This is a genomic window from Anaerostipes sp. MSJ-23 (assembly GCF_018918155.1).
Taxonomy (GTDB): domain Bacteria; phylum Bacillota; class Clostridia; order Lachnospirales; family Lachnospiraceae; genus Anaerostipes.
Map to the genome: position 1 here is coordinate 117,209 of NZ_JAHLPY010000002.1, position 12,197 is coordinate 129,405.

The window sequence follows — 12,197 nt, forward strand, 5'->3', positions numbered from 1 at the left end:
AAAAGCAATTGGAGTGTCGCAAAATAACGAAGTGATTCGTTGTTTTGCGATGCTCTTTTTTTATATTTGAATAAAAAACTCCTGTTTTTTCCATAATAAGAGAAAAAAGAAAGGGTGAGATCATGGATCAGTTTCATGGAAGAGATCATCGATTAAAAGGAAAGATTTTGCCAGATCTTCAGTCTAATATGAATTATGTGGAAAATGTCATGAAGAACTGTGATGATCTGGTGAAAAAGCAATTTTTTATTGGTAGCAATCATGATCTGAAAATATATGCAGTTTATATGGATGGTCTTGTGAATGCTGAGATGTTACAGGAATCGGTCTTAAGACCAATGCTTCAGGAGCCATTTGAGAATGGAAGAAAGGCAGTTGAATATTGGATCATTGAGAGTGCAGATTGGAACTGGATTTCTGATATGGAAGAGGCAATGGTGGCTGTTCTGTCAGGAAATACGGTATTATTTCTAGATGGATTCCATGAAGCAGTGTTAATATCGACAAAATTTTTTCCGACTAGGGGAATTCAGAATGCAGATCAGGAAGTTTCCATGGTGGGGCCCAAAGACAGTTTTAATGAAAGTTTGCGGACAAATACAGCATTGATTAGAAGAAGAATCCGCGATACCAGACTGAAAGTTGTTCAAAAGCAGATTGGAACAAGAAGTAAAACGGATTGTGCGGTTATGTATATGGAAGATTTGGCTTCACAAGATACGGTAGAAAAAATTAAAGAGCAGTTAGATGAAATATGTGTGGATGGAATTTTTGATAGTGGGATGTTAGAACAATTTCTTCAAAAACATGAGAAAAGTCCGTTTCCAACATATCAACTGACACAAAGGCCAGATAAGACAGCGAGTGCACTGATGGAAGGAAGGATTGCGGTTGTAGTAGACAATTCTCCGATGGTTATGCTTCTTCCTGTGACTATGAATGTTTTTTTTCAGGCAAGTGATGATTATTATAATCGTTGGGAAATTGCAACTTTTGCAAGATTGCTTCGATATTTCTCGTCATTTCTTGCAGTAGGGTTGCCAGGATTTTATGTGGCCATTGCAAGTTTTCACCCAGAAGTGCTTCCGACTCCATTTTTGCTTGCGCTTGTATCTGCAAGAGAAGGAGTTCCATTTCCGGTTGTAGTAGAAGTTCTTTTGATGGAACTGTCATTTGAATTGCTGAGAGAAGCAGGAATTAGACTTCCAGGGCAGTTGGGGAGTACGATTGGAGTCGTTGGAGGGTTAATTGTTGGTCAGGCAGCGGTAGAAGCGCATCTAGTCAGTACAATTGTTGTAATTGTTGTGGCATTGACAGCAATTGCCTCCTTTTCTATTCCCAATGAGATCTTTACCGGAGCTTTTCGTCTGTTAAAATTTTTCTTGATTTTGATGTGTGCATTTTGGGGGGTGTATGGATTTTTCCTTGGATTTCTTGCTATTTTTATTCATTTATTTTATTTGGAAAACTACGGAGTTCCATACATGTATCCAACAACAGCAAAAGAAGGCAATCATATTTCTTCCTTTCAGGATTATGTTATGCGTGCGCCATTAAGAACAATGAAATTTCGTCCAGAGTTTACGAGAAGTGATGCCAGAAGAAGACAGAAGGAGGAAAAGGATGGAAAATAAACATCAAAGGATTACGCAGAGACAGGGGAATCGGATTTTTATTCTGGAGACTTTTTCGGCAGCAGCATTGTTTTTGCCGCAGATTGTTTTACGTGGGAATTATGGAAGTGGAATTCTTTCTGTCGGTGTCGTATGGATTCTTTTAGCTTGCTATGTTTTGATTGCTTCCAAGGTAGCGGATGGTATTCCAATGGAACAGGTATTAAAACATCATCGGTGGGCAGCAATAATTTATTATATTCGTTTTTGGATTAACGCAGCTTTTTTTTATACTTATATTGTTTTTATGGTAGGAAGATATATGCTGCCACAAAATCAGGGATTTGTCATTGGATTTCCATTACTTGTTCTTGCCTGGCGGATGAATCGGGGAGGATTAAAGGAACGAGGAAGAGTGATGGAAGGTATTTTTTGGTTTGTTCTGCTCCCAGTAATTTTCGTATTACTTTTAAGTATTACAGATCTTTCTTTTAAGGAAATAGCAGTGTCTGATTTTCAATGGAAGGAGTTTTTTAAAGGAAGTCTTCTTTTGCTGGCTCTTCTTCATCCAATGGAACTTGTTTGGTTTTATCGAGGAAATATGAGCAATGGAGGAATGAAATTTCGGACCTTTTTTGGCATTGGTATTTTACTTATTGGCATTTTTTGTGCAGTAGTCGGTTCACTTGGAAGGAAATTGACACTTTATGATGAAAATCCGGTGATGTCTATGGCACAGGGAGCAGCAATTCCTGGAGGAATTATGGCAAGACTTGATATTTTTTTAATCGCTTTTTGGATTGTTGGTGTATTTTGTGTATTCAGTGGGTATTTGTTTTATGGAAATGAAGGATTAAAACATGTTTTTTTTAGAGGAAGAATGATTGGAAATCTGCTTTCTTATGGAGGATTATTTTTGGCAACGAATGTATTGTTTCATTTCTGGTATCTGATTTGGAATTCTTTTTCATGTTTTTTATATGCAAATCTTACGATTGGTTTATTATTTCCGCTGTTTTTATTTTATATGGAAAAAATAAGAAGGAGAAAAATATAATGAAAAAAAGGTATATCGTATGCGGTCTTTTCTTTTTAATTGTTGTGTTGTCCGGATGTAATCATAAAAGAGATATTGAAGATAGCAGTTATGTTCTTGCAATGGGATTTGAAAAGATCAACGACAGACGATATCTGGTTCGCTATTCTTATGCAGACTTTGATTCAGAGAAAAGCAATGCAGGTATTAAGATTCCATCCAGATCGATTACATTCCTTGCAGATTCTTTTGCAAATGCAAATAAAATCTGGGATGATCATGAAAGCAAGCAATTAAATTTCGGACATTTAAAAGTTGTCGTTTTTGGAAATGGAAAAAAAGATAAAAAAATAATCAAAGAGCTTCTTTTACATCCACAAATCGCGAAATCTGTATATATTCTTAAGACAAAAAACAGCCTTGCAGAAGTCTTTGGAAAAGAACAGAAATTGGCGGTTTCTTTTGGTGAATATATGTCCGCTGCAATTGAAAATTCAGGGAAAATAAAGGATCCGAAAAAATATACACTTGGAAGGATTATGTATTGACTTTCTTATCTTGTGGTGATAGTATTGAAATACTTGACGCCATATGGTGTGTATAATGTTAGACAAAAACACTATATATAGTAGATAAGATAGAAAACAGGGAGGAAATAGTTCCATGATCAAAGTGGTGAAAAAAGACGGAACCAGAGAAAATTTTAATGTGCAGAAAGTTGTTGTGGCAGTAAATAAATCAGCGCGGCGCGCATTGATTGAATTTACAGAGGAAGAACTGGATTTTATCTGTAATTTTGTGACAGATAAGGTTCAGGGAATGCACAAAAATGAGGTCCATATTTCCGAAATGCATAATGTAGTGGAAGGAGCTTTAGAGAAAACAAATCCAACCGTTGCAAAAAGTTACCGTGATTACCGCAATTACAAACAAGATTTTGTACAGATGCTGGATGAGGTATATAAAAAAAGCCAGTCTATTATGTATATTGGAGACAAAGAAAACAGTAACACAGACAGTGCCCTTGTTTCTACAAAGCGAAGCCTGATTTTTAATGAATTAAATAAGGAACTTTATCAGAAATTCTTTATGACAACAGAAGAATTGCAAGCTTGTCGTGACGGATATATTTATATTCATGATATGTCTGCAAGACGAGATACAATGAATTGTTGTCTATTTAATGTGGAAGAAGTATTAAAAGGCGGTTTTGAGATGGGAAATCTCTGGTATAATGAGCCAAAAACACTGGATGTTGCTTTTGATGTGATTGGAGATATCGTTCTAAGTGCGGCAAGTCAGCAATATGGAGGGTTCACAGTACCAAATATTGAACTTATCCTGGAGCCATATGCGGAAAAATCTTATGCAAAGGCGGTTAGCCGTTATAAAGAGCTTGGACTTTCACAGGAACGTGCAGAGAAAGAAGCAATGAAGGATGTACAAAGAGAATTTGAACAGGGGTTCCAGGGACTGGAATATAAATTCAATAGTGTGTCTTCTAGCCGAGGAGATTATCCTTTTATCACGATTACAGCAGGAACTGGAACGGGCCGCTTTGCTAAAATGGCAACGATTTCTATGTTGGATGTCAGAAGAAATGGACAAGGAAAAGAAGGACATAAAAAACCGGTATTATTCCCGAAAATCGTATTTTTGTATGATGAAAATCTTCATGGACCGGGCGGAGAGTTGGAAGATGTATTTGAAGCAGGAATTCGCTGCTCTGGAAAGACAATGTATCCAGATTGGTTAAGTCTTACAGGAGAGGGTTACATTGCAGATATGTATAAAAAATATGGAACAATCATTAGTCCGATGGGATGTCGTGCATTCCTTTCCCCTTGGTATGAAAGAGGTGGTATGTATCCTGCGGATGAAAAAGATAAGCCAGTTTTTGTTGGAAGATTTAATATTGGAGCGGTAAGCCTTCATCTGCCAATGATCTATGCGAAGGCGCAACAGGAAAATAAAGACTTTTATGAAGTGTTGGATTATTATTTGAATTTGATTCGAAAACTTCACATTCGTACTTATGAATATCTCGGAGAAATGAAAGCTTCTACGAATCCGCTGGCTTATTGTGAAGGAGGATTTTTAGGCGGGCATCTTGGAATTCATGACAAAATTAAACCATTATTAAAATCCGCAACTGCATCATTTGGAATTACAGCGCTAAATGAATTGCAGCAGCTTTATAATCACAAATCTCTGGCAGAAGATGGGGAATTTGCAATTGAAGTTCTTCGTTATATTAATGACCGGGTGGAAGAATTTAAGAAAGAAGATGGAAATCTTTATGCAATTTATGGAACACCTGCAGAAAATCTGTGTGGATTACAAGTAAAACAATTTCGCAGAAAATATGGAGTTGTGGAAAATGTTTCAGACAGGGAATATGTTAGTAATTCATTTCATTGTCATGTTACAGAAAATATTACACCAATTGAAAAACAAAATCTGGAAGGAAGATTTTGGGAACTTTGTAATGGCGGAAAGATTCAGTATGTAAAATATCCGATTGATTATAATGAGCAGGCTATTAAGACACTTGTTCGACGTGCAATGGATCTTGGATATTACGAAGGAGTAAATCTTTCTCTGGCTTATTGTGATGATTGTGGACACGAAGAGCTTGAGATGGATGTGTGTCCAGAATGCGGAAGTAAAAATCTTACGAAAATTGATCGTATGAATGGATATCTTTCTTATTCCAGAGTCAAAGGCGATACACGTCTAAACGATGCAAAAATGGCAGAAATTGCAGAAAGGAAGTCAATGTAATGCGTTACCATAATATTACAAAAGATGATATGTTAAACGGAGATGGATTGCGTGTTGTTTTATGGGTGGCTGGATGTACACATAAGTGCAAAAATTGTCATAATCCGGTAACATGGGATATTTGTGGAGGCATTCCATTTGATGAAAAAGCAAAGAAAGAAATTTTTGAATGTTTACAAAAACCATATATTTCTGGAATAACCTTAAGTGGCGGAGATCCGCTTCATCCGGCAAATTGTAGTGATATTGCAAATTTAATTAAAGAAATTCGTAGAGACTATCCAGAGAAAACCATTTGGTTATATACGGGGTTTTGTTGGGAAGAAGTATGTACTCTGGATGCAGTACAAAATGCAGATATACTTGTAGATGGCCCATACATAGAAGAAGAAAAAGATACATCTCTTCACTGGAGAGGTAGTGCGAACCAGAGGGTTATCGATGTAAAAAAATCATTGGAAGCAGGAAAAGTAATTCTTTACTGTGAAGATTAAAAAACAACTAGGAAGCGGCACAGTTATTCGTAAATGAAGGCGGAGCTGTGCTGTGAACTGGTTGTTTTTTTGTATTAGGACGTGGTAGAATAAGAAATATGCAAAAAAGGAGGTAGCACATCATGGAAGAAGTAAGAATTGACTTAAGAATACCAAATGAAGAACGCAGAAAAGAAGGAAAAAGAAGCCAGCAGCTTTGTTTTAAGATTAATCATACAATGCCGGGAACAGAGGAGTGTAATAAGCTGATCCGCGAACTTTTTGAAGATCGTCTAGGAGAAGGATCTATCATTAATCCTCCAATGTTTATGAATCAGGCAAAGAACGTAAAAATCGGAAAAAATGTTGTAATTATGAACAATTTCCAGTCAATGTCTGCAGGGGGAGTCATAATTGACGATGACGTACGTATTTCTTTAAATTGTACAATTGCAACAAATAATCATGATGTTTATGATAGAGATGTACTGACTTGTAAACCGGTGCATATTAAGAAAAATGCATGGCTTGGTGTGAATGTCACAGTATTGCCAGGAGTTACTATTGGAGAAAATGCGGTTGTCGGAGGTGCATCTGTTGTTACAAAAGATGTTCCGGATAATGCAGTTGTTGTTGGAAATCCGGCTAGAGTTATCAAATATTTAGATGCAGATAAATTTTAAATAATAAGTAGAGGAAAAGAATGTTTGATATTCAGGAGGAATTAAAAAAGCTACCGGCCAAACCAGGTGTTTATTTAATGCATAATCAAAAAGATGAAATTATTTATGTTGGAAAGGCAATCAAACTCTGTAATCGGGTTCGTCAGTATTTTCAGGATAGCAGAAATCTTTCCGTGAAAATTCAGCATATGGTTCAGAATGTTGCCTGGTTTGAATATATTATTACAGATTCTGAATTGGAAGCTTTGGTTCTTGAAAGTAATTTGATCAAAGAGCATCGTCCGAAATATAACACAATGTTAAAGGATGACAAGAATTATCCTTATATTAAAGTAACAACGAATGAAGATTATCCCAGAATTCTGCTTGCAAGACAAATGAAACAGGATGGATGTAAATACTTTGGACCTTATACGAGTTCTGCAGCTGTGAATGATATCATTGAACTTTTACGAAAAATTTTTCGGATAAGAACGTGCAGCCGTCGTCTGCCAAAAGATATTGGAAAGGACAGGCCATGCCTTTATTATCAAATCAAGCAATGCAATGCGCCGTGTCAGGGATATATTTCGAAGGAAGATTATGAAAAACAGGTGCGAGAAGTTCTTGAATTTTTGAATGGAAATGATAAAAATGTAGCAGAACAAATTCGCCATAAAATGGAAGAAGCATCGAAAGATTTGGAATTTGAAAAAGCAATGGAATATCGTGATCTTTTAAAAAGTATTGAACGTGTTATGGATCGGCAGAAGATTAATACAAAAGGATTTGAAGATCGAGATATTATTGCAATGGATCAGGATGAAAAGGATGCAGTGGTTTCTATCTTTTTTATTCGACAGGGGAAATTGCTTGGAAGAGAACATTTTCATATGGAATCTAAGGAGCAAACAAAAGATTCAGAAATTCTGGGTGCGTTTGTTAAGCAGTTTTATGCTGGAACACCTTATCTGCCAGCTGAGATTTTTTTGGAACAACCAATTGAAGATATGGATATCATCGAAGAATGGCTTGAAAAAAAACGAGGATCTAAGGTACATGTAAGGGTACCTGTTCGAGGACAAAAATATCGGATGGTAAAAATGGCCAAAGAAAATGCTCAAAATGTTTTGAAAATGGATCGTGATAAATTAAGACGAGAAGAAAAAAGAACGATTGGAGCAGTCAGGGAAATAGAACAACTTATCGGAGTTTCAGGGCTTCATCGGATGGAGGCATTTGATATTTCTAATATTAGTGGTTTTCAGACAGTAGCATCTATGGTTGTCTTTGAAAAAGGAAAACCAAGACGTCAGGATTATCGAAAATTTCGCTTAAAAACAGTGAATGGACCAGATGATTATGCCAGCATGGAAGAAGTTCTTACAAGACGTTTTCTCCACGGACAAAAAGAACGAAAAGAAATGGAAAAAACAGGAAAAGATTTGAAACTTGGGAGTTTTACAAAATTTCCAGATTTGCTTTTAATGGATGGAGGAAAAGGGCAGGTCCGTATTGCACAAAAAGTATTAAAGCATTTAGATCTCCATATTCCAGTTTGCGGAATGGTAAAAGATGATCATCATAGGACAAGAGGTCTCTATTATAACAATAAAGAAATTATTTTTCCAAAACAAAGTGAGGCATTTCTTCTTATCACAAGAATTCAGGATGAAGCTCACCGCTTTGCCATAGAGTATCATCGTTCCTTGAGAACGAAAGGACAGGTACATTCTGTCCTTGATGATATCAAAGGGGTTGGACCAAAGAGAAGGAAAGCTTTGATGAAATATTTTAAAGATATTGGAGAGATAAAAACAGCCAAAATAGAAGAATTACTGCAAGTTCCAGGCATTGATCGAAAAACTGCACAGCAAATACACTATTTTTTCCATTCTGCTAAGTGAAAAAATATGATAAAATAAAAATAATATATAGAAGGGAGACAACAGTATGAACCAGGAACATAAAGTTTCCGTATATGATATGATCAAAAAAATGAATCTTGAGGAAGTAATTCCGGAGATTAATACAAGAGAAATCTTTATTAATCAAGCAGAAGTGAATCGTCCTGCTTTACAGCTTGCAGGATTTTTTGATCATTTTGACAGTAATCGCGTACAGATCATCGGAAACGTAGAAGCTCTGTATATGAAAGAAGTCCGAAAAGACGATGCAACCGAAGGTGTAATTCTGGAACGATTATTTAGCGCAGGAATTCCATGTCTTGTTTATTGCAGTAATCTTAGACCAAATAATCGTACAAAATACATTGCCAAAAAACATGGTGTTCCAATCTTAATTTCACAGGAAAAGACATCAGCATTTATGGCAGAAGTTATTCGTTGGCTCGGAGTCGTTCTTGCACCAAGAATTTCTATTCATGGTGTACTCGTGGATGTTTTTGGTGAAGGTATTCTGATCACTGGTGAAAGTGGAATCGGAAAGAGTGAAGCAGCTTTGGAACTAATTAAGAGAGGGCATCGTCTGGTATCTGATGATGTGGTAGAGATCAAACGTGTTAGTAAAGATACACTGGTTGGTTCTTCACCGGCAGTGACAAGATTCTTTATTGAACTTCGAGGAATTGGAATCATTGACGTAAGAAAGCTGTTTGGAGTGGAAAGTGTAAAAATGACGCAGAATATTGATCTTGTCATTCAGTTGGAAGATTGGAATAAAGATGCCGATTATGATCGCCTGGGATTGGAAGAAAAATATGTTGAATATCTTGGAAACAAGGTTGTTGCGCATTCCCTTCCAATTCGTCCAGGACGAAATCTTGCAATTATCGTCGAGGCTGCTGCCATTAACCACAGACAGAAAAAGATGGGATATAATGCAGCGGAAGAGCTGTATAAACGTGTCACAGGACAAATGAATGAGGAGGAAGAATAATATGAAACATTTATATGGGATTGACGTAGGTGGAACAACAGTAAAAATCGGATTATTTTCCGAAGATGGGAAATTAATTGAAAAATGGGAAATTCCTACGAGAAAAGAAGAAAACGGAAAGTATATCCTTGCAGATATTGCGGCTTCGATCAAAGAAAATAGTGAAAAACATAATCTTTCTAAAGATGATATTTTAGGTGTAGGTGTTGGTGTACCTGGTGCTGTTTTAGAATTTACAAAGGTAAATGAGTGTGTCAATCTTGGATGGGGAAGTGTAAATGTAGGAGAAGAATTATCTAAGCTTCTTGGATATCCGGTAAAAGTTACAAATGATGCCAATGTAGCAGCACTTGGAGAACTTTGGACTGGTGCAGCTGCAGATTATGAAAGTGCAGTTATGGTAACTCTTGGAACCGGTGTTGGAGGAGGAATCATTGTTGACGGTCATATTATCAATGGAAGCCGTGGTTATGGTGGAGAGATTGGGCATATGACGGTAGATCCATGTGATGACAGAGTCTGCAATTGTGGAAAAACAGGATGCCTGGAATTATATGCATCTGCAACAGGAATCGTTTTTGAGACAAAGAAAGCTCTAAAAAACAGTGAAGAAGCAACAGCACTTCGTGATCTTTCAGAAATCACAGCAAAAGATATTTTTGATCTTGCAAAAGAAGGAGATGCGTTTGCAAATGAACAAGTGGATGCACTTGGACAGAAACTTGCACTTGCATTTGGAAATATTGCTTTGACAGTCGATCCAGAAGTCTTTGTTATTGGCGGAGGAGTTTCCAGAGCAGGGCAGATTCTTTTGGATGCAATCGCAAAATATTATAAGAAATACACATTTGGAAAGGCACAGGATGGGAAATTTGTTTTAGCAACATTGGGAAATGATGCCGGAATTTATGGAGCAGCCAGCCTGATGCTCTCTGAATCATAGAATGGAGAAATCATGGACAAAGTAAATGAACAGCTCAAGCAAGCAATTGGATCTGAGAAAGTTTTCGATCAAGAGCCAATGAAAAAACATACAACGTTTCGAATTGGGGGACCAGCAGACCTTTTTGTTGTGCCGGAAACGATCGAAGATATTAAGACAACATGTCAGATTGCCAAAGAACATAACATTCCACTTTTTGTTCTTGGAAATGGAAGTAATCTTTTGGTTGGAGATCATGGAATTGAAGGAATTGTTCTGCAAATTTATAAAAATTTAAGCCAAATTAGCGTAGAAGGTGATCAGATTCACGTACAGGCGGGGGCCTTATTAAGCAGTGTTTCTAAAACTGCTTTAAAAGAAGAACTTACAGGATTTGAATTTGCTGGAGGAATTCCGGGAACCTTTGGAGGTGCAGTTGTTATGAATGCAGGCGCCTACGGTGGTGAAATGGTACAGGTGCTTAAAGAAGTTACAGTACTTACCCAAGAAGGAGAAGTGGAGACAATAAAAGCCAGTGAACTCGAACTTGGATATCGAACAAGCAATGTTTTACAAAATGGTTATGTTGTTTTAAGTGGTGTGATCGAACTGAAAAAAGGAAAAAAAGAAGAAATCAAAGCCCAGATGGATGAATATGCATTGGCGAGAAAAACAAAACAGCCTTTGGAATTTCCAAGTGCCGGAAGTACGTTTAAACGCCCAGAAGGATATTTCGCCGGAAAATTAATCCAAGATGCTGGACTTCGTGGATATCAAGTTGGTGGAGCTAGAGTTTCTGATAAACATTGTGGATTTGTTGTAAATCAGGAAAATGCGACTGCAGCCGATGTTATGCAATTAATTGAAGATGTGCAAAATAAAGTAAAAGAACAATTTGGAGTTCTTCTGGAGCCAGAAGTAAAGAGAATTGGACGATTTTAAAGAGGAAACAGCATGAGATTTGTAATTGTAACAGGAATGTCAGGAGCTGGAAAAAGCAGTGCTCTTAAGATGCTGGAAGATATCGGATACTTTTGTGTCGACAATCTTCCAGTGCCCCTGCTGGATAAATTTGCTCAGATGACATTGGACAAAACAGCTCATATTGAGGATGTTGCCCTTGGGATTGATATTCGAAATGGGGAAGGAATTAGTGAGCTGGAACAAAAGCTTAAAGAGATCAAGGATATGGGAATTGCATTTGAAATTTTATTTTTGAATGCAAGCAACCGCATTTTGTTAAAGCGTTATAAAGAGACAAGGAGAAATCATCCACTTTCAAGAGATGGACGTGTGGAAGATGGAATTGCGAAAGAAAGAGAAATCATGGATTTTCTTCTTAAAAGAGCAGATTATGTAATTGACACCAGTCAATTGCTCATTCGTGAGCTAAAAGGAGAGATTGATAAAATCTATGTGGAAGGTCAGGTAAATAAGAGATTTCAAATTGCAGTCGTTTCTTTCGGATTTAAATTTGGAATTCCAGCGGATGTCGATCTAGTATTTGATGTACGTTTTCTTCCAAATCCATATTATGATCTGAAATTGCGGCCATTAACTGGGAATGATAGACCAATTCAGGAATTTGTTATGAAATACGAGGAATCTGTTGAATTTTTGAAGAAACTTTATGATATGTTGGAATTTCTAATTCCAAATTATATCCGGGAAGGAAAATATAATCTTGTCATAGGAATAGGATGTACTGGAGGAAAACATCGTTCTGTGACAATCGCAAATGCGTTAACAGAAAAATTAAAACAGCTTCCATATTCAGTGAAAGTCGAGCATAGAGATATAACGAGGTAG

The 12,197-nt window shown here is 36.8% G+C and carries 11 protein-coding genes; all 11 read left to right on the top strand.

The window, feature by feature from the left end; translation table 11 throughout:
- Nucleotides 1-122 precede the first annotated feature (122 nt).
- The 11 genes from KQI71_RS02480 (at nt 123) to rapZ (ending at nt 12,197) form a co-directional block, all read left to right on the top strand.
- On the top strand, nt 123-1,634 hold the full coding sequence (locus KQI71_RS02480; RefSeq protein ID WP_216433763.1) for a spore germination protein: 1,512 nt from the start codon (nt 123-125) through the stop codon (nt 1,632-1,634).
- A complete protein-coding gene (locus KQI71_RS02485) occupies nt 1,624-2,670 on the top strand; it encodes a GerAB/ArcD/ProY family transporter (protein ID WP_216433765.1) in 1,047 nt (348 codons plus the stop codon). The genes KQI71_RS02480 and KQI71_RS02485 overlap by 11 nt, the downstream gene beginning before the upstream one ends.
- Nucleotides 2,670-3,197: a Ger(x)C family spore germination protein gene (locus KQI71_RS02490; RefSeq protein WP_216433767.1), complete on the top strand. Its 528-nt coding sequence runs from the start codon at nt 2,670-2,672 to the stop codon at nt 3,195-3,197. Before KQI71_RS02485 ends, KQI71_RS02490 begins: the two co-directional genes overlap by 1 nt.
- A 115-nt stretch (nt 3,198-3,312) precedes the next feature.
- Nucleotides 3,313-5,433, top strand: a complete 2,121-nt coding sequence (nrdD, locus tag KQI71_RS02495) for an anaerobic ribonucleoside-triphosphate reductase (RefSeq protein ID WP_216433769.1) — start codon at nt 3,313-3,315, stop codon at nt 5,431-5,433.
- A complete protein-coding gene (gene nrdG / locus KQI71_RS02500; protein WP_216433771.1) occupies nt 5,433-5,927 on the top strand; it encodes an anaerobic ribonucleoside-triphosphate reductase activating protein in 495 nt (164 codons plus the stop codon). Before nrdD ends, nrdG begins: the two co-directional genes overlap by 1 nt.
- Before the next feature lie 122 nt (nt 5,928-6,049).
- The gene (locus KQI71_RS02505; RefSeq protein WP_216433773.1) at nt 6,050-6,589 is read left to right on the top strand and encodes a DapH/DapD/GlmU-related protein; all 540 of its coding nucleotides are present in this window, start codon (nt 6,050-6,052) and stop codon (nt 6,587-6,589) included.
- Between the two features lie 20 nt (nt 6,590-6,609).
- On the top strand, nt 6,610-8,475 hold the full coding sequence (gene uvrC / locus KQI71_RS02510) for an excinuclease ABC subunit UvrC (protein ID WP_216433775.1): 1,866 nt from the start codon (nt 6,610-6,612) through the stop codon (nt 8,473-8,475).
- 46 nt (nt 8,476-8,521) lie between these two features.
- Entirely contained in the window at nt 8,522-9,466 is a 945-nt protein-coding gene (gene hprK, locus KQI71_RS02515) for an HPr(Ser) kinase/phosphatase (protein ID WP_216433777.1), read from the top strand.
- Between the two features lies 1 nt (nt 9,467).
- Nucleotides 9,468-10,409 (top strand): ROK family glucokinase, encoded by a 942-nt coding sequence (locus KQI71_RS02520; RefSeq protein ID WP_216433779.1) that lies wholly within the window; start codon nt 9,468-9,470, stop codon nt 10,407-10,409.
- 12 nt (nt 10,410-10,421) lie between these two features.
- Complete coding sequence (murB, locus tag KQI71_RS02525) at nt 10,422-11,330, top strand: UDP-N-acetylmuramate dehydrogenase (RefSeq protein ID WP_216433781.1); 909 nt, start codon at nt 10,422-10,424, stop codon at nt 11,328-11,330.
- A gap of 12 nt (nt 11,331-11,342) precedes the next feature.
- Nucleotides 11,343-12,197: an RNase adapter RapZ gene (rapZ, locus tag KQI71_RS02530; RefSeq protein WP_216433782.1), complete on the top strand. Its 855-nt coding sequence runs from the start codon at nt 11,343-11,345 to the stop codon at nt 12,195-12,197.

Bases quoted from the DNA above. Each gene is read 5' to 3' on its own strand.
- KQI71_RS02480 (WP_216433763.1), top strand. From the start codon at position 123: ATGGATCAGTTTCATGGAAGAGATCATCGATTAAAAGGAAAGATTTTG.
- KQI71_RS02485 (WP_216433765.1), top strand. From the start codon at position 1,624: ATGGAAAATAAACATCAAAGGATTACGCAGAGACAGGGGAATCGGATT.
- KQI71_RS02490 (WP_216433767.1), top strand. From the start codon at position 2,670: ATGAAAAAAAGGTATATCGTATGCGGTCTTTTCTTTTTAATTGTTGTG.
- nrdD (WP_216433769.1), top strand. From the start codon at position 3,313: ATGATCAAAGTGGTGAAAAAAGACGGAACCAGAGAAAATTTTAATGTG.
- nrdG (WP_216433771.1), top strand. From the start codon at position 5,433: ATGCGTTACCATAATATTACAAAAGATGATATGTTAAACGGAGATGGA.
- KQI71_RS02505 (WP_216433773.1), top strand. From the start codon at position 6,050: ATGGAAGAAGTAAGAATTGACTTAAGAATACCAAATGAAGAACGCAGA.
- uvrC (WP_216433775.1), top strand. From the start codon at position 6,610: ATGTTTGATATTCAGGAGGAATTAAAAAAGCTACCGGCCAAACCAGGT.
- hprK (WP_216433777.1), top strand. From the start codon at position 8,522: ATGAACCAGGAACATAAAGTTTCCGTATATGATATGATCAAAAAAATG.
- KQI71_RS02520 (WP_216433779.1), top strand. From the start codon at position 9,468: ATGAAACATTTATATGGGATTGACGTAGGTGGAACAACAGTAAAAATC.
- murB (WP_216433781.1), top strand. From the start codon at position 10,422: ATGGACAAAGTAAATGAACAGCTCAAGCAAGCAATTGGATCTGAGAAA.
- rapZ (WP_216433782.1), top strand. From the start codon at position 11,343: ATGAGATTTGTAATTGTAACAGGAATGTCAGGAGCTGGAAAAAGCAGT.